This window comes from Sporosarcina sp. 179-K 3D1 HS, from assembly GCF_047228905.1.
Classification (GTDB): Bacteria; Bacillota; Bacilli; order Bacillales_A; family Planococcaceae; genus Sporosarcina.
In genome coordinates this window covers 126,361-144,682 of the sequence record NZ_JBFEGI010000005.1, presented here as the reverse complement: position 1 = coordinate 144,682, position 18,322 = coordinate 126,361, and the positions used below count along the sequence as shown (strand labels likewise).

At 42.7% G+C, this 18,322-nt stretch carries 18 protein-coding genes; 9 read left to right on the top strand and 9 right to left on the bottom strand.

What is annotated here, in order from left to right; all coding sequences use genetic code 11:
* Nucleotides 1-55: 55 nt before the first annotated feature.
* Genes AB1K83_RS09095 through AB1K83_RS09085 form a run of 3 tightly spaced genes read right to left on the bottom strand, consistent with a single transcriptional unit; the run spans nt 56 to nt 1,512 of the window.
* Complete coding sequence (locus AB1K83_RS09095; RefSeq protein WP_413057870.1) at nt 56-793, bottom strand: DUF4386 domain-containing protein; 738 nt, start codon at nt 791-793, stop codon at nt 56-58.
* A 45-nt stretch (nt 794-838) separates the two neighbouring features.
* Nucleotides 839-1,063, bottom strand: coding sequence for a helix-turn-helix transcriptional regulator (locus tag AB1K83_RS09090; protein WP_413057869.1), 225 nt, complete (start codon nt 1,061-1,063; stop codon nt 839-841).
* Nucleotides 1,064-1,065: 2 nt separating this feature from the next.
* Nucleotides 1,066-1,512: a hypothetical protein gene (locus AB1K83_RS09085; RefSeq protein WP_413057868.1), complete on the bottom strand. Its 447-nt coding sequence runs from the start codon at nt 1,510-1,512 to the stop codon at nt 1,066-1,068.
* Nucleotides 1,513-1,740: 228 nt separating this feature from the next.
* Between AB1K83_RS09085 and AB1K83_RS09080 the strand changes: the two genes are divergently transcribed.
* Both AB1K83_RS09080 and AB1K83_RS09075 read left to right on the top strand, forming a co-directional pair.
* The gene (locus tag AB1K83_RS09080) at nt 1,741-3,354 is read left to right on the top strand and encodes an S-layer homology domain-containing protein (protein ID WP_413057867.1); all 1,614 of its coding nucleotides are present in this window, start codon (nt 1,741-1,743) and stop codon (nt 3,352-3,354) included.
* Nucleotides 3,351-3,599, top strand: coding sequence for a DUF3006 family protein (locus AB1K83_RS09075; protein WP_413057866.1), 249 nt, complete (start codon nt 3,351-3,353; stop codon nt 3,597-3,599). Before AB1K83_RS09080 ends, AB1K83_RS09075 begins: the two co-directional genes overlap by 4 nt.
* Nucleotides 3,600-3,672: 73 nt before the next feature.
* Here the strand turns inward: AB1K83_RS09075 and AB1K83_RS09070 are convergent, their stop codons facing one another.
* On the bottom strand, nt 3,673-3,954 hold the full coding sequence (locus tag AB1K83_RS09070; protein WP_413057865.1) for a hypothetical protein: 282 nt from the start codon (nt 3,952-3,954) through the stop codon (nt 3,673-3,675).
* A 171-nt stretch (nt 3,955-4,125) separates the two neighbouring features.
* Nucleotides 4,126-5,040, bottom strand: a complete 915-nt coding sequence (locus tag AB1K83_RS09065) for an EamA family transporter (protein WP_413057864.1) — start codon at nt 5,038-5,040, stop codon at nt 4,126-4,128.
* A 297-nt stretch (nt 5,041-5,337) separates the two neighbouring features.
* Between AB1K83_RS09065 and AB1K83_RS09060 the strand changes: the two genes are divergently transcribed.
* On the top strand, nt 5,338-5,745 hold the full coding sequence (locus AB1K83_RS09060; protein WP_413057863.1) for a hypothetical protein: 408 nt from the start codon (nt 5,338-5,340) through the stop codon (nt 5,743-5,745).
* A gap of 114 nt (nt 5,746-5,859) precedes the next feature.
* The gene (locus AB1K83_RS09055) at nt 5,860-6,585 is read left to right on the top strand and encodes a 3-ketoacyl-ACP reductase (RefSeq protein ID WP_413057862.1); all 726 of its coding nucleotides are present in this window, start codon (nt 5,860-5,862) and stop codon (nt 6,583-6,585) included.
* A 79-nt stretch (nt 6,586-6,664) separates the two neighbouring features.
* On the opposite strand, the gene AB1K83_RS09050 is transcribed toward AB1K83_RS09055, so the two are convergent.
* Nucleotides 6,665-6,832 carry a hypothetical protein gene (locus tag AB1K83_RS09050; protein WP_413057861.1) on the bottom strand — a complete coding sequence of 56 codons (168 nt, stop codon included), beginning with the start codon at nt 6,830-6,832 and terminating at the stop codon, nt 6,665-6,667.
* 227 nt (nt 6,833-7,059) lie between these two features.
* On the opposite strand from AB1K83_RS09050, the gene AB1K83_RS09045 reads away from it, so the two are divergent.
* Nucleotides 7,060-8,256 (top strand): DUF4317 domain-containing protein, encoded by a 1,197-nt coding sequence (locus AB1K83_RS09045; RefSeq protein ID WP_413057860.1) that lies wholly within the window; start codon nt 7,060-7,062, stop codon nt 8,254-8,256.
* A 59-nt stretch (nt 8,257-8,315) separates the two neighbouring features.
* On the opposite strand, the gene AB1K83_RS09040 is transcribed toward AB1K83_RS09045, so the two are convergent.
* The 3 genes from AB1K83_RS09040 to AB1K83_RS09030 form a co-directional block, all read right to left on the bottom strand.
* Nucleotides 8,316-9,653 (bottom strand): CitMHS family transporter, encoded by a 1,338-nt coding sequence (locus AB1K83_RS09040; protein ID WP_413057859.1) that lies wholly within the window; start codon nt 9,651-9,653, stop codon nt 8,316-8,318.
* 206 nt (nt 9,654-9,859) lie between these two features.
* The gene (locus AB1K83_RS09035; RefSeq protein WP_413057858.1) at nt 9,860-10,567 is read right to left on the bottom strand and encodes a response regulator; all 708 of its coding nucleotides are present in this window, start codon (nt 10,565-10,567) and stop codon (nt 9,860-9,862) included.
* On the bottom strand, nt 10,560-12,215 hold the full coding sequence (locus AB1K83_RS09030) for an ATP-binding protein (RefSeq protein ID WP_413057857.1): 1,656 nt from the start codon (nt 12,213-12,215) through the stop codon (nt 10,560-10,562). Before AB1K83_RS09030 ends, AB1K83_RS09035 begins: the two co-directional genes overlap by 8 nt.
* Nucleotides 12,216-12,416: 201 nt before the next feature.
* On the opposite strand from AB1K83_RS09030, the gene AB1K83_RS09025 reads away from it, so the two are divergent.
* The 4 genes from AB1K83_RS09025 to AB1K83_RS09010 all read left to right on the top strand — a co-directional run bounded on the left by AB1K83_RS09025 (nt 12,417) and on the right by AB1K83_RS09010 (nt 18,264).
* On the top strand, nt 12,417-14,792 hold the full coding sequence (locus AB1K83_RS09025; protein WP_413057856.1) for a polyprenyl synthetase family protein: 2,376 nt from the start codon (nt 12,417-12,419) through the stop codon (nt 14,790-14,792).
* A 224-nt stretch (nt 14,793-15,016) separates the two neighbouring features.
* Entirely contained in the window at nt 15,017-16,000 is a 984-nt protein-coding gene (locus AB1K83_RS09020; protein ID WP_413057855.1) for an MBL fold metallo-hydrolase, read from the top strand.
* 36 nt (nt 16,001-16,036) lie between these two features.
* On the top strand, nt 16,037-16,414 hold the full coding sequence (locus tag AB1K83_RS09015) for an enoyl-CoA hydratase (protein ID WP_413057854.1): 378 nt from the start codon (nt 16,037-16,039) through the stop codon (nt 16,412-16,414).
* A gap of 299 nt (nt 16,415-16,713) precedes the next feature.
* A complete protein-coding gene (locus tag AB1K83_RS09010; protein WP_413057935.1) occupies nt 16,714-18,264 on the top strand; it encodes a malate:quinone oxidoreductase in 1,551 nt (516 codons plus the stop codon).
* Nucleotides 18,265-18,322 lie beyond the last annotated feature (58 nt).

Here is an 18,322-nt window from a genome sequence, read left to right as displayed (position 1 = left end):
AGCTCTATTTTTTATTGATTTGAGCGGAGAATCTTCGAATAAATCCAACGAATAATTAACATTCAAATTCTGAAAGTGAAAATTCTTTATACCTTCTTTTCGCAGATAGGGAATCTATTGCAGATTCATTGAAACCTTTAACGATGAGCCATATTGCTAAAATCATTTCATTTGCGGCTATAGGTAGCGCCAATAGACCACCGAATATAGAAATTTGTTGAATAACTCCGAACATGACTAGAAAGGCGCAAATTAAAATTAGCGTGGCCCCAATCATACCTAAGATGGGGATAAAACGTGGGACGAGCTTGGATTTATAAAATATAAAACTGTACATCATTGTATTGATGCCCAGCATGAAATTGGGTCCCATCAAAAATGTCCATTCATGTATCGCTTTTAATAAAGTTCCTGAAGCTTCATAAAGGGCGATATCTGGAGCTCCTCCTGCTACATATTCCCGGCTTAAGGTTAATAGGGACAGGATGCTGATGATCCCGATTATAATGACAACCGCTTCAAGAAACCTGAAGCCAACATGCCAAAGAGCTATCGTTTCATTATACAATTTTAAAAATGGAAACATTGTCATCGCGGTACCCACCACTGAAACGATAAGAATTAACTCCATAACTGCGCCCAGTATCACTCGGTTGGCATGTTCGCTACCTTGAATCAGGTAATCCGGTTCGTTTAGGATCGAATCATATAAAAGTAAACCTATTACTGCCGTTACGGCTGCCAGTATAAATAGGATACCCACAAGTTTTCCCGCTTTTTTGTTTGAATTCATTTTATCTCCGCCTTTTAATAAATTCATAAACGGTAAAGCAATTTCCTACACCTTGGTGTTGTCCCCATAAAAGAAAACCTCTTCCAAAGGTAAGTTAAAGGCATGAGCAATTCGAAAAGCCAGTTCTAGAGATGGGGAGTAGTTCCCCTTTTCAAGAGCCACAATCGTTTGTCTTGTTACTCCCACCTTGTCAGCCAACTGCTGCTGGGTCATTTCATCACGGTTGAATCGTAATTTTCGAATATGATTGCCGACAAGACTTTTGGCCACTCTTACACTCCTCTCCGATAGTGATAAAATTTCGTAATGGAGCCGGTTATATCTGAAATGAATCCTGAAACGATCAGGATAATGAACATTACGTGTAAAGGCTGATCCATGATCAGAGTCCCCATTGCAACAAGAAAGCCGAGGATAAACACAAAAAATGAATTTCGGAACGCTTTCAACTCAATCAATTTATCCAGTTCATCCGCAAATCTGGGTTCCTTTTCTCTCGTCGTCATTCTGTAGATAATGTTAAAAATAATGCTGATTATGATATGTGCAACGATGGAAACGAGAGTCAAGATGAGAACGAAGGAACCCCAATAGCGATAGGTTTCAATCGACTCCAGACCCCCTTCAGGGTACTGAGGATACATATATAGGCAATAGAATACGAAAATAAGGATGGCGCTGATCAATGATACGATGCTTTTCTTTTCTTGATAGGTCATCTATTACACCTCCTGTATGGTCAATTTAACTTCTTGTCATGTATTCTATTCACGGTGTAAAGGGAAGTATACATATAGTTCTGTGTATTTTACATTTTATTTTTTTACATGAACCTGAGTGAGGTTTTACATGAGGTGACTGTCACTTTTTGCCGTCTTGTATAAGTTAGGTTATTACTAGATAATGAGCGGGTACATGAATGGTAAACAACTAGGAGGTCATCAACAATGAAAAAACCAATCTATGTATTCCTAGCCCTGTTAATTTTCATAGGATTGATTCCAGTCCAATCGGTGGGCGCCCAAGGTTTCCCGGATGTCACTCAATATCAAGAGGAAATTGAGTACTTGACCGATCAGGGGATCATTAACGGGTTTCCCGATGGACAGTTCAAACCGAAAGAGAACCTGACCCGGTTACAAGCTGTCACTATGATTCTGCGTGAAAAAGGGATCACGGACTTTACGGCGCCGAATCCGGGATTCACGGATATCCAACCTGGTAACCACGGTTATGAACGGGTTGCGAAAGCGGTCGAATTGGGGTTCATCTCAGGTAAGACGAATCGAGACGGCAGCAAATACTTCGATGCTTCTGCCCCACTGACCCGCGGCCAAATGGCGAAAATTCTAGTGGAAGGCTACCAACTTCCGAAAACGCGTGATGTCCGTTTTACGGATGTGTCCGACGACAATGGGTTTAAAGATTATATTAGCGTGTTGGCTACAGAAAATATTACGACGGGCTTTTTAGATGGTTCATTCGGACCGAATCAAAAACTGTCCCGGCAGCATTTTGCCGTGTTTATGGCACGGATGTTGGATGACCGATTTAAACCGGCACCGAATATGCTAGTGCATTTTATCGATGTGGGCCAAGGAGATGCGATTTTAATCCAAGCGCCGAATGGCAAGAATATGCTTATTGATGGTGGACCAGCATCCGCCGGCAATAAAGTAGTCTCTTTCTTGAAATCAAAAGGCGTCACCACATTGGATGTCGTCATTGCGACACACCCTGATGCAGACCATATTGGCGGGTTGAAAGCCGTCCTGAACAGTTTCAAGGTGAATCGATTTATCGATAGCGGAAAAGCTCATACGACACAGACTTATTTCGATATGCTGTCATTAATTGAAGCCAAAAATATCCCATTTACAGTCGCAACCACGGGAGCATCGGTCGATTTTGATCCCAACCTGACAACTACTATTCTCCATGCGGATGAACAGGCGGCAGATAGCAATGACGCATCGATTGTCACGCGTGTCGTCTATGACTCCGTCAGCTTCCTGTTCATGGGAGACGCGGGGGCTTCATTGGAAAAGGACATTATTTCAAACTACAATGTGAAGAGTACGTACTTGAAAGCGGGACATCACGGATCCAATACAAGTAGCTCCGTGGCGTTTCTTAATGCCGTGAAACCGGCCGGGACCATATTGTCCTACGGGAAGGATAATTCATACGGACATCCGCATGCCGATGTTGTACAACGGCTGAAAGCGGTCGGTTCCAAGATGTATTCCACCGCAGCCTCCGGTGAGATTACCGTGACAACCAATGGGACAACTCATTCGGTTTCCACAAAACCGTGGACGGGCGATACTGCGCCGAAGCCGGTGCCAACGCCGACGCCAACACCAAAACCGACCCCAACTCCACAACCGAAGCCTGAGCCAAATCCAGGTTCGGGGTTGTACGTAATTCCAGGGGCCCCTACCTCCTTTGCTAATTGTACAGCAATGAGAAAATACTACCCGAATGGAGTGAAGCAAGGACATCCCGCCTATGCTTCCAAACATGATCGGGATAAAGACGGGTGGGCATGCGAATCATGACAGAACCAATGAAATACACGCTCGATCGGGTGGAAGACGGATTCTATGTATTCCTTTTGCGTTCAGACGAGTCAGAGGAATTACTTATTCCCAAATCTTCGGTCTCCGTTGTCTTATCCGAAGGTGATATCGTCCACATTCGGAAAACAGATAACCGGTATGACATTGAGCCTTTGAAAGATGAGACAATAGAAATGAAAAGCAAAGTGACCGATCTGCTGGAAAAGCTCAGTAATAAACAGTAATGTACCTCAATGGGCGTTAAGGTCGAAATAAAATCCCCCCGAAAGATTTTGCAATCTACGGGGGGATTTTCTGTTATGACTGATCTTCCTCAATCTCTTGCACTTTGTTCAATTCCTGCTTCATCAAGTCCAACTGGTCTTTGTTTTGCTGAACTGAATCCATATGCTCATTAAATTGTTCTGCATTCAAAAGGGCATTTTCTGCACGTGCTATTGAATTGAAAGCATGCTCAACTCCCATTTCTTCTGGATGTGACATCGCTTGCTTCACTGCACGATTTGCCTTTTGAACAGAATTGCTAAAAAAAGTACCGGGATGATCCTTTTTCCAACTTGTCTCCGAGTCCTTAGCCATTTATGCTTTTCCCCTCCTACAAATACATTCAGTCGGCGATTTTAGTATTGTAAAATATCCTGAAAATATGCGCTTTCCATTTGCCGTCAAATGGTTCCAAACAGTTCAGGAGCGGTATACCAAAGCAAGAAGGTAAAAAAACCTAGCTATCCATAGTTGGATGCCAGGTTTTTAGACGGTTGACTGATTATTCCTTACCCTTCTAATTCGGAAAAGATTCGTCCCGAGTTCATTTAATACGATAGCTGCTAGTATAATCGCCGTCCCCAACCATTGAAGCGGCGTCACCGTTTCTGCCAAAATGACGCTGGCTAACAGGATGGCGATAGGTAATTCAATGGATGATAAAATATTTGCAATCCCTCCTGAAACCAAAGGCGCGCCCACCGCGAAAAAAAGTGGTGGAAGGATTGCCCCAAATAACGAAACTCCCATGGCAGCCGTGATCAAGTTCCCCTCCAATGGCAGTACAGTTGGAATGTCACGCATAAAGAGGATAAGTACTAAGATGGTTGATCCTGTTGCCATCAAAGAGCTCCGAGTCCACGCATCCACATTTACAGCGACCTTTCCACTGAAAAAAATAAAACCTGCATACGTGAATGCAGATAAAATACCGAATATAAAACCTTTCGCAGGCAGACCCTGTATGTCTCCATTTACAATATTGGAAGCGAAAAAGACCCCAACTAAAATTATAATGATGGACAATATGGTGACAGGCGCAGGTTTTACTTTACTGAGAACCCATTCTAATAGAATACCTATCCAAATGAATTGAAACAATAAAACGATGGCCAAGGAGGCAGGCAGATATTGTATCGATCCATAATAAAAAATACTCGTTAACCCGACAAAACAACCGGTAATCATAATTTGAAGGATATTCTTTCTATTCAGCCCTTTGAAACTGGAGCGTTTTATTAAAGTAAAAGACCATAATAAAATAAAGGAAATCATCATTTGAACGATATTAATTTGACCTAGTGTGTAGCCGAAGTTAAACCCCAATTTTGCAAAGATCGGTGTAAAACCAAAACATGAAGCACCTAGTAATACAAAGAGAATTCCTTTATTTCTATTCATGATGAGACCTCCTTGATGCCAAACTACTAGACTATTTTATCATAAATAAGCATTAGATTGGACTCCCTATCCGAAATGATTTTTCCTGAAGTGGTCAGCTGGCTGATTAAATTTCGTTAGTTTAAGAGTAGTCCATCAGACCTTACTTTAGGTGATAATCTTAAATTTGTACTCATATACATAAAATAATGCTCTGATGGAGGAGGAAGGTTTATACCAGAAAAAGTATTTATTACACATAAAAATCCGGATAGCAAATACGAAGGACTTATAACCTATGGGAATAGAGAGATCTTGTTGCCTAAAGATGCACTTATTTCTATAACTTTAGGCGAACAATTTCCTGTTTGGAAAACCATAGTAAATGGTATTGTCAGTCAGTTTGTAATGAGGCAAATGAAGAAATCTCCCAAATTGCTTTACGCAGAAATGAAAGGAGATATAAAGGAAGGTTACGGACTGACCATGACTGTATGGGAGTCTAATTCAATGAAACAATTTAGAGATCATGGTGCACATAAATTTGCAATACGATTTTTTAGCTGGATTTTTTATGGTGGAAATGCTCACGCTTACTTTTTATCCTACAAATATAATGGTTCTATACCAACAAGTACCGAAGCCTATGATTTAGTAAAAAACCATGGCAGATTTTACGAAAATGGAAAGTTGATTCGGAATAGTAGTGCTCCATTTACAAAGTAAGAGGTTGAATGGATTCGTCTCGCTCTTTCCGATACAAAATCAAATCCATGCTTGAATTCCCTGTCACGCGTATAATGGGAGCGAATGTACGATAGTATGGAGGGAGACAACAAAATGGCACAATCGTTAACTGGAAAAGTAGCATTTATCACAGGAGCGGCAAGAGGGATTGGCAAGGCTACCGCGATTGCATTGGCAAAAGAGGGTGTGCATGTTGGTTTACTCGCAAGAACTGAATCAGCTTTAAAAGATGTGGCTACAGGTATGGAAGAGTTAGGTGTCAACGTAGCGTATGCTGCGGCTGACGTGTCATCAAAAGAGCAAGTGGAAGCAGCGATCGTCTCATTGACAAATGACTTAGGTGCAGCGGATATTTTAATAAATAATGCGGGCATTGCTTCATTTGCAACTGTTTTAGACATGGATCCAGAGGAATGGAAACGAATCATTGATGTGAACTTAATGGGTACCTATTACGTGACCCGTGCAGTCTTGCCTCAGCTAATCGAAAAAAATGGTGGAGACATCATTAACATCTCCTCAACCAGTGGTTTAAATGGAGCAGCTACATCAAGTGCATATAGTGCATCCAAATTTGGGGTAATCGGGTTTACTGAATCATTGGCACAGGAGGTCCGTCGAAATAATATTCGGGTTTCCGCTTTAACCCCTAGTACTGTAGCAACTGACTTGGCCTTTGATTTAAGTTTAATTAAAGAAAATGATGACTCCAAACTTATTCAACCTGAAGATATTGCTGAAATTATCGTCAACCAATTAAAGCTGCACCCGCGTATTTATACGAAAACAGCAAGCTTCATCGCGACCAATCCATTCTAATTGTCGTATAAAATTAAAAAGCTAATTATCCAGTTATGGGGTAGTTAGCTTTTTCACTGCCAATAAGAAGTATGGCAACTTAAGAATTTCGCTTCTCCTCTTTCACCGACAAGATCTGCACCTCAGCCCCGTATTCTCCTCTGATCACTTTCCTTGCGCCAACGGAGTTTCTCGCAATGACTTGCTTGATTTGCTTTGTTCCGTTGTGTTCCATTTCCACAAGGAAGCATTTTGATCCGCACATCATGGGAATCCCTCATTTCTTCTGTTCATTTCCTTTATTGTAGGATAACTTCGTTTTCATTGGTAATTTACGGCCCTAGCGACTCAAAAGACCAGTATTATTCAAAATAGATTGTGTTCCTGCCTTCATGATAAACATTGTTTATAATAAGGGAGTGATAGAAGCGGAATCATTGCTTTGGACATTCTCTTTTTATCGTAAAGATACTAGCCAGGGAGTTGAAGAAATAAATGAACAAGAAAGACATTGCGGACATCCGCAAACATTTTAAGCTAGATACGGATTTACTGAAAATCACGGATATTTACAACATATACATCAGGCAAGAGAGTAGTGAAATCTATCATGAAGTAAGCCAGCCATTCGCCATGTTAGATCGGGAGCAGCAGGAGCTGTTCCTTGCCAACTTCAAAAAAGTGTTAGGCGGAAAGTTAGATATGAAGCTGTTTGAGGTGAAGTTCCAGCGTCCAGCGGAGGAGCAGACCGATCATGCGCAGCGTCTTCTCTATGCAGGGCTTCACACAGAAGAAGTCGGAGAATGGAAAGCGGATATGCAGCGCCTTGCCCAGAAGATGGTCCAAGACGTCCAATATGAAAAGGACGTGGTCGTCACATTCATTCGAGGAAACTATTTTAAACCGACGAAGCGGCATCGTGATGAAACGGATGAGGATGTTCGGGATGAAGTTTATACCACTCCTTTCATCCTCTGCAGCCTGAATCAGACCGAACAGCCGAAACGGTCCCTCGTGTTTGACTTTGTCGAGAGGGAGTTTAAGTCGAGTATGATGGACGATCCCATCATCAATCTCACTTCTCCTATCGGTGGATTTTTATTCCCATGCTTCACGAACAATGCGGCAGATGTTAATCACATCCTGTATGCTGCCGGTAAAGCGAATAAGCCGGATTTCCATTTTATCGAGAATGTGCTGAACGGTGAGGAAATCATGACGGCCGAGGAGGATAAAGCTGTCTTTGAAGAGATCGTAAAAGAGGTGGTCGGAGACGAGGTGAATACTCGAACGCTAGCCAATGTCTATGATGAAATCAACAGTATGTTGGATGTGGAAGACGAGGATGAAAAAGAAGAGGAAAACCTCCCCACTTTGGATACGAAAGAAGTGGAACGCGTGCTGAAGGCGAGTGGCGTGAAAGACGTGAGCACGGAAAAAGTGGAAAGGGCCTTTCAGAAGGTCATCGAAGACAAATCCTATGAGATGAAAGCAGCTCATATCGTTCCAAGCTACAGTTCGAAGTCTATCAAGATCGAAACGAAGGTCGCGAATATCGCCATCAGCCCGCAAGATTTGCGGTTTGTGAGGCAAGTCACTGTCGACGGCAAGCGCTGTATATTGATTGAAGTGGAAGAAGATACGATGATTGAGGGGTTTACGCTCCTTTCGGAAGAACTGTTGGAGAAATAGGTAGCAAAAAAAAAGGTATCAGCACAACCGCTCAGGAGTGTGTGATACCTTTTCTGCTTTTAAATTACAATAACGCCAAGCAAAACTGCAATAATTAAAAGGACAATGCTGAGTCCCCACATCATCATGAAGGAATAACGGATATGTTTCCCCATTTCCAGGCCAGCGAGTCCGAGCGCTAACCATAGCGCTGGTGATAATGGGCTGACAAATGTACCGATAATGTTTCCGATAATCATCGCGTAGGCAGTAGAAAGTGAGGGGATGCCAAATGAAAGAGCAACCTGATCAATAATTGGCAACAGTGCAAAATAGTAAGCATCCGTACTTAACAGCAAGTCGAAAGGCACTCCAAAAATACCGATAATGATATGCAGATATGGAGCGACGAAGGCCGGTAAAACCGTTACAAGATCTGTTGCAATCGACGTCAACATGTTTGTGCCATTTAAGATTCCCAGGAAAGATCCTGCCGCCAAAATAATCGTCGCCATCATAATTCCGCCTGGAGCATGCACTTTAATGCGTTCCATTTGGTCTTTCACTTTCGGAAAGTTAAGTGGCAATGCAATACTGACCCCGATCATAAAAGCAAAGCCTGCCGGAATAATGCCCCATACGAGGACGCCGATTACTGCAATTGCTAGAAGTGCGTTGATCCAGAGAAGCCTTGGACGCTTTAAATCAATCTCTTCCGCAACTGCTGCCGCCAATTGCGTACCTGCAATTGCATCATCTGAAATTCCTTCTGCCACCGCTCCTTCTCCTAAAGAAGCTTTTTTCGCTATCAAACGTTTTTCACGATAACCTAAGGCAATAGCAATGATAATTAATAAAACAAGACCAATAATTTGAATCTGAATTAGCGGCCTCCAAAGCTCCGTTACATCCACATCCAACACAGAAGCCGTTCTTCCTAGCGGCCCCGCCCACGGAACCATATTCATAATCGCGGCAGCTGTCCCGACAAGCATCAGAAGTAAATAAGGATTCATTTTCAAACGTTTGTACAATGGGAGCAACGCCGGAATAGTAATGAGGAATGTCGAAGCGCCGGAACCATCCAAGTGTGCGATTGCAGCAATGATAACGGTTGCAACGGCAACAGCAATGACATTTCCACGAGAAATAGCAATCATCTTGTTAATAAGCGGGTCGAATAAACCGACGTCTTGCATGATCCCAAAAAACAAAATTGCAAAGATGAACATAATGGCAACGCTTGCAACTTTAGTAGTTCCTTCCGTGAAAAACACACCAATTTCGTCGAAACTGAAGCCTGCAGCAAATGCTCCTACAACTGGCACTAACACGAGCCCGACAATGGGAGAAACTTTCCCGCTAATGAGTAGCGCTACAATGATGACAATTGTTATCAACCCTATAATACTGAGCATATTGTCTCCTTTCCAGTGAACAGAAGTACACTTATGAAAAAGAAAGGCTTCATTTCTGCAAGCGGATACATCCTTGGAAAAAGCATCGCTGTACAAAAAATAACCATCTCTATTTCAAAATATTCTAATTAGAAATTTATCATAGAGAGGTTATGAGTATAAGTTTATATAATTAAAAACCCTAATGTTTAATCTGAACGTTTTGATCATTTTGTCCATGGTACGTATTTTCGCTCGGGACGTCCAATATCCCCGTACTTCAACTGGGCATCAGCTTCTTTTATGGACACTAAATATTCCAGATACCGCCTGGCGGTCGATCGGCTCACCCCTACGTTGCTCCCAGCGTCCAACGCCGTGATGCCGGATTCACCACTATCTTGTAAAATCCGCTTGATCTTGTCCAATGTCAGTTGATCGATTCCTTTCGGTAATCTTTTATCGTCTTTTTTACTTGGCATTGAGGTGATTTGCAAGCCCGTCAGCAGGTCGATTTCTTCTTGCATGAGCTCTGTCCTTGTCGTCAAAAGTTGCCTTTGGTTGCGGAAACTCAATAACGTCCGTTTAAATCGGTCAAAGTCCACGGGTTTTACCATGTAATCGAAAATCCCGCCCCGCAGTGCTTCAGCTATGGTCTCCACTTCATTTGCAGCCGTCATCATAATGACATCAATTTCAGTATACTCATTTCGCAATGTCCAAAATAAATCCAATCCTTGCACGTCGGGAATGTAGACATCCAATAAAAGAAGGTGTGGTAAATTGCTGGCGCCCCGCAAATAAGTGAGCGCCTCTTCGCCTGTTTTTACGATTCCCGCTACGATGAATCCCTCCACACGATTGACAAATTGACGGTTGATTTCCGCAACTCGAAAGTCGTCTTCCACAATTAATACTTGAATCGCTTCAATCATCCGATTCACTCCTTTCTTTTGGCATGGAAAGCACGAAGCTTGCCCCGCCTAGATCCCCTTCTTCTACATAAAGTTCTCCGTTTACTCCTTCAATCAGTTGCTTTGTCAGGAACAACCCAAAACCGCCATGTTCGCCTTTCTTTAATGTAAATCCTTGGTCAAAAATCATCTTTACATATAAATCAGGCACACCCTCACCTGCATCGTCTATTTCGAAAAGGATATCGTTTCCGATATCCGTGAAAAATATCGCGATTTTCCGGTCAGCTGGTGGATTTTGTTTCACTGCATCCATCGCATTATCGATCAAATTCCCAATGGCGGTCAACAGGGCTTCTCTTTGCTTTTCATGTAACGGTGTTGCCAGTCTGCTATCCTCTTGAATTCCAATTTCGATCCCTAACTCACTTGCCTGATTTATTTTGCCAAGTAAAAGACCGCTTACTTGTGGGTCGGACACTTTCTGAATGAGCAAACGAATCCAGTTTTTTTGAAGTGAACTTTCTCGTTGAATATAAGAAAGCGCTTCTTTCTTTTTATCGAGCTGCAATAACCCAAGGATCGTATAGAGCTTGTTAGAAAATTCATGTGTTTGGGCTCGCAACGCATTGGTATATTGTTTAATTGTCGTCAATTCCTTTGTTAACAAATCAATTTCAGTTTTATTCCGGAATGTGAAGACTGTCCCGATCAATGACTCCTCATAAAAAATAGGAGCTTTGTTGGCAAATACAATTGTGTTACCAATCACCAACTCTTGATCGATTCGATCCTTTTCATCTTGAAGAAAATGGAGTAATTGCTTTGCTGGTTCCAATTCCTTGATTGACTTTCCTTCATATAGATTGGAATGAGTCACCTGATTGAACACTAAACGCTGCGCGGCAACATTGATCATCGTAATAATACCGTTTTGATTCACAGCAATAATGCCTTCATGCGTTGATTGGAGAATTGTCTCTTTTTGGACAAATAAATGGGCAATCTCTTCTGGTTCTAAGCCGAACAAGACTTTTTTAACATACGATGCAATAAGAATGGCACCGATTACCGCGGCTATCGCTATATTTAATAAGACAATCCATAAGTGGATATTATAAGATTTTATAATCGATTGGATATCATTCACTAAAAACCCGACCGATACGACGCCCACAATTTTACCGTCCAAATACACAGGGACTTTGGCTCGCACCGAGTCACCCAATGACCCTGCAGCTTTCGAGACATACGACTCACCATCCACCAATGCCTTTTCATTGTCTTCCCCGACCATTTTCTTCCCGATTTTGTTGTTGTCAGGATGCGCATACCGAATTTCCTCTGTATTGCCGACGACAATGAATTCAGCCTTCGTCGCTTCTTGAATGGGTGCAACAAGGGGATTGATAATGGACGCGGGGTCTTCTTGACCGAATGCCTCGGACAGTTCAGGAATATGCGCAACACTTTCTGCTACACTAAGCGCGCGATCCCCGACTTGAGCTTCCATCGTGACGGCTATGAAATGACCGATAAACAGTCCGATTACCGTAATAATCGAAATGATAAGAGCACCTACTAGTAAAATCATTTTCATTTTAAAGCTAATAATGACATTTGGTTGAAGATGCGGGTTTTTCCTCCGTCTTTTATGAATTTGACTCATTTTCGTCGGCTCCTCACAATGCGATTCCATCCAATCATAAGGTAATTCCGGATAATATGTTAGTATTTCTTTAGGTTTGCGGTTGTTAAATAAATTGGCGCCAAGGAATGCACATCATTCAGACAATGCTCCGCAATTGCATATAGTAGAAGTGGTTATTTTCACAGAGAGCCCAAAAATATGAAATAGAGGGAATGTAGTATGAAGGATAAGGTACAAAAAAATGCAGAAGCATGTTATCGGCTTGCTGAGAAGAAGGCTGCCGATTACTTTTCATCACTTTCTGTACAGCTTGGAAACGAGATGTATGCTACTGTCTTAACAAAAGATATACAAACCTGGAAACAGCATCATATTCATCCCTATTCATTGTTTTCACGTGGAAAAGGAAAACCTGATTCGCAGAAATATCACAATTACATCCAATGGCTGGATTACACCGGGAAACTGGATAATTATTTGAATCGCAGCATTTCCTATATATTCTTGCGAGATCTCGGCCAATCTTTGAGTTCGCCTCGCACACAGAACAGGATCCGGCATTTGGTTGATAATATAAAAAAACAGCTGCCCCTTTCCAACTCAAGCGTCAGCGAAGGGAACACAGAGATGTTCAGCATGGCCGGGTTATACCGTTGGGCCCAGAAGGAAGGCGTCGAATCAACGATGATCTGGCTGATGAATAAACTGAAGACGGTGTCCTCCCACATTCCAGAAGGAATGAATGCTGAAGAGGCGAAGCGAAAACTGATCAAGATCATCGCCGGGGTTATCCTGCATCAAATGGAAGAGATGGGTGACGGGACAAAGGCTGAAGAACGTACCCGGAAATTGGATGAAGCAATCCGATTGGGCTATTCCTATGGTTTAACCTATCCCTTCATCGATGATCTATTAGATTCGGATGTCTTATCCGATGAAGAGAAACAACAATATTCCGGGTTGATCCGAACCACCCTCATCACAGAGTCCGTACCCGAAGTAGGAGGGTGGAACGGATCTAATCAAGCGCTGATTCAATTTGTTCATTCGGAACTGCGCGAAGCTTTTTCGTATATTCAAGCCCGTCTGCGACAAGAGACAAAAGAAAATTTCTTCGAGCAATCCTATGTGTTTTTTCATGCCCAGGAAGTGGACCGCGACAAGGATCTATCCAATGCAACTTACACCAATGAAGAGCTATACATTCCGGTCATTTTAAAATCCGCATCCTCCCGTTTGATTGTCCGTTCCGTGCTGAGTACCAAAGAGGATGAGGGGTTTGACAACCGAACATTTTTTTATGGTATTTACAACCAGCTGGCCGATGATTTCGCAGATATGTTTGATGACTTGGAGGCGGGTGCGGTCACCCCCTATACCTACTACATGAAACATCATCATATGCGTCCTGATCTCATCAACCCTTTTGAATTGTACTGGACGGTCATCTCTCATTTGATTCATAATGTGTATCACTCGGATACCAAGACATGTGAAGTGATGTTGAACCGGGCGATTAACGGTTTGAAGCGATATAAAAAGCGCATGGGAGACAAAAAATATGACGAAGTGATGGAGCTATTTGCAACCGGGAATCCCAAATTCGATAGACTCCTCCAAAAGATGGTCCGAAAAGCGAATGATGTGGATTTCTTTGATAAACTGCTACGGGATCATATCATTGCCAACTTCAAAAAGGAACGGAGAGAGCGGGAAGACTTTGCACGCACAGTCGAAACCGTACGAAATCAGATAAACGACATCTTACATATCCCTGAAGACGGGGATGTCCCTTCCTTGAAAGATCCGATCAGAGAAGCTGCCAATTACAGTCTGGAAGGCGATGGGAAGCGGCTTAGGCCCATCTTGACCTGGATTATCGGCGTTGACGAATATGGATTGGAGAAATCCGCCATCATGCCACTTCTACAATCATTGGAATACATGCATACCGCTTCCCTGATCTTCGATGATCTGCCCTCCCAAGACAATTCGTCCATCCGCAGGGGGCGTCCGACTCTACAGCATGTGTACAATACCGCAGTGGCCGAATTAACCGGCCTCTATCTGACCCAAAAGGCCGTGGAGACACAAGCGTCGCTGGAACAGTTTGATGCACAAACGGTGCTTCGCTTGATTCAATATTCGGCCGGAAAGGTAGCGGATATGTGTAAGGGCCAGGCGATGGATTTGAATTCCAAAGGCAAACAGTTGACATTGGAACAATTAAATACGATGTGCTTTTATAAAACCGGCATAGCATTCGAAGCTTCCCTCGTCATGCCTGCCATTCTCGCGGGGAAACAAGAATCCGAACTGCTAGCTTTGAAGCGATTTGCCTATCATGCCGGTATTGCTTTTCAGATTAAGGATGACTTGCTTGATGTCGAAGGTGATCTGGCAGTACTCGGAAAGCCGATTGGAAAAGACGTCGAAAACAAGAGTTCAAATTTTGTATCGGTCCTAGGTATGGAAGGCGCCCGAAAAGCGTTGTGGGACCATTACTGTACCGCTATGGAAACGTTGCAAGAGATGCAGTATAAGACTGCCTACTTGAAACATTTATTGAATTATATTGTGAATCGGGATACCTGAAAGATTGGGTTTTACGCCTTCCCTGTAATGCTATTAATAGGAAGATTTGCGGCAAGTGAAAAAACGTTGGCTTCTATTAGTTCATAAAGAAGCCGACGTTTTTTATTCAGTATTCAGGAAACCGACAGTTATATAATAATAATCTATTTGAACTCTTCTGTAAATTATATATAATATAATTGAGTGAGCGTTCGTTCATTAATGTGCAAGGGGAGGAAAAGTCTTTGAAAAAAACCGATATTATTTTCTTTGAGAGGAAATTTCCGAGTGCCAACATGGTTCTTGTTAAAGACCAGCACCCGATTCTGATTGATACCGGTTTTGGGAGTGATGCGCTAGAAACAGAGAGGTTGATCAGAGAAGCAGGCATTTCACCGGAAGAATTACATATGATTGTGAACACCCACTATCATAGCGACCACGTAGGAGGCAATTTCCATTTCCAACAAAATTTTGGTACTCGGATTGCGGCTCATAAATGGGAAGCTGATTTAATTAACAATCGTGACCGTGAAGCTTGTAGCGCGGAATGGTTAGATCAGCCGTTGGAACCGTATCATGTCGGTTTAAAGCTTTCCGATCGAGATGAGATTCATACAGGAAGCAGAACTTGGCAAGTCTTGCACACACCAGGGCATACGTTAGGGCATATTTCCTTATATGAACCGGAAGCCGAGGTATTAATTTGCGGGGATCTATTCCATAGCAATGATGTCGGCTGGTTAAATATGTTCCGGGAAGGCGTTTCAGCGATCCAACGTTCGCTAGATAGTTTGGACCGGTTATCCAAGCTTCGGATTCAACAGGCTTATTCAGGGCACGGACCTCAAATCGAGAACCCTTCGGCAGCCATTGATGCGGCGCGGGGACGGTTTGAAAAGTGGATCAGCGAACCGGAAAAAATTGCATGGCATGGGTGCAAGCGGATCTTTTCATACACCTTAATTATCAAAGACGGCATGGCAAAGGAAGACATTGACGACTATCTGTTAAGCTGTGGCTGGTTCCAGGATTTTGCGCGCTACTCTTTCGAGCTTCAACCTGAAGAATTTATCCCAATCCTGCTCAATGAACTAATCCGTTCGGGAGCAGCCAGCTGGCAAGATGATCGATTGGTTGCCAACACCCCATATCAAGCTCCGGAAAAGAAGTGGATGGATCGGAACATCAGGCCGAAAGATTGGGAACCTCAAGATATTCTCATTTAATCAGTCGCATTAATACATTCCTGGGGGGAGTTTAGATTGAGTTTAACAGTTGGGGATATCATTCATTTTGAACGGACATTTACAAATGAAGACGTGGAACTGTTTACAAGAGTATCCGGGGATGAGGGGAATCATCACACTACTCCTGATGAAATGGGGAGACTAGTTATTCAAGGGTTGTTGACTGCTACCTTACCGACAAAAGTAGGGGGAGATAACAATGTACTGGCGCGTACGATGAATTTTGAGTTCTTGAGACCTGTTTTTACTGGGGATACAATTCTCTGTGCGGTCACGATTGAGAGGTATGAGAAGCTAGTGAATGATAGAATGTCAATTTTAACCTCATTCGACTGCACTAATCAGAATGAAAAACTGGTACTAAGAGGGAACTTTGAGGGAGTCATATTATAATTATCCGAATGAAGGGTCTTTTTACATGAGGCCTTTCTTTTTTTATAGGCTAGTGTGGTTAATTAAAACGACCAAATATCTAACCTAACTTCAACGCACGATACCATATTTAACTCCAAATTAATTTCCACGTTCTTATGGACAAATTCGATCAGATATGTGATATAATATAGAAAGTTTGTGATACTCTACACAAAGTCATAATGTATACGGAAAAGGTTTTGTGGCCGCTCTTGCTTTGCTTTGCTTTGAAAATCATGCAAGACCCCCATTCTTTTCTGCAAATTTTATATAAGGATATGGTAAAAATGAGCAACAGGGAAACTCAAACAGACGTTATCTTAATTGGTGCCGGAATTATGAGTGCGACTTTAGGGACGCTGTTGAAAGAATTAGTGCCAGACTGGAAAATTACTGTGTTTGAGAAACTTCCGGATGTCGGAGAGGAAAGCTCCAATGAATGGAATAATGCGGGTACTGGACATGCTGCATTGTGTGAGCTGAACTATACTGTCGAAAAACCGGATGGTTCTGTAGATATTAGCAAAGCTGTTAACATCAATGAACAGTTTCAAATCTCCAGACAGTTCTGGTCCTATCTTGTAGAAAGCAAGCGGATCCAAAATCCGGAAGATTTTATTATGCCATTGCCTCATATGAGTTACGTGTATGGGGAGCGCAATGTACAGTTTTTGAAAAAGCGGTTCGAGGCCCTTTCCCAGAACCCTCTGTTTGAAGGGATGGAGTTTTCCGATGACCCGGAAAAATTGAAGGAATGGATTCCGCTTATGATGGAAGACCGAACTGTCACTGAACCGATTGCGGCGACTAAAATAGATTCCGGAACGGATGTCAATTTTGGCGAATTAACGCGTTTGTTATTTAACCATCTAAAGGACAATCAAGTCGAAGTACACTACAACCATAGTGTGAATACTCTTAAACGTACGAACGATGGCTTATGGGAATTGAAAGTGAAAAATCTTGATAGTGGTATTGTGGAACGCCAAACTGCAAAGTTCGTCTTTATAGGCGCCGGTGGAGGAAGCCTACATTTACTGCAAAAGTCCGGAATCCCTGAAGGAAAGAATATTGGAGGATTCCCGGTAAGTGGCCTGTTTTTAGTGTGTAACAATCAGGAAGTTGTCGAGCAGCATCACGCCAAAGTATACGGCCAAGCTTCGGTCGGTGCTCCGCCAATGTCCGTTCCGCATCTTGACACACGATATATCAACAACAAAAAATCACTGCTGTTTGGACCGTTTGCGGGCTTTTCACCTAAGTTTTTAAAAACGGGTTCCATGTTCGATTTGGTCACTTCCGTTAAGCCGGATAATCTTATGACGATGTTGGCAGCAGGCGCGAAAGAAATGTCATTGACCAAATACCTGATCCAGCAAGTGATGCAATCGAAAGAACAGCGCATGGAAGAGTTACGTCAATTTATTCCGAACGCGAAAAGTGAGGATTGGGAATTGGTTGTAGCGGGCCAACGGGTGCAAGTGATTAAAGATACGGTGGAAGGTGGCAAAGGTACGCTTCAATTTGGTACCGAAGTTGTCAGCGCATCGGATGGCTCGATTGCTGCATTGCTAGGTGCTTCTCCAGGTGCTTCTACCGCCGTTCACGTTATGCTACAAGTACTCAAAAAATGCTTCCCGCAGCATATCAATGAGTGGGAATCGAAAATCAAAGAGATGATTCCTTCGTATAAGGTGTCTCTCGTGGAAAACCCGGATCTTTTCCGTGAACTTCATGCTTCCACTTCGAAGACGCTGGGCCTAAGCGAACATTCGCCAAACTCAGATGACTCTTTGGATGAAGAATCAAAGGTGTTCGAGCAAGTATAGTCTGAATGGACAAGCTAAGAGCGTTACAAATAAAAAACAGAACCTTCGATCTCTCTGG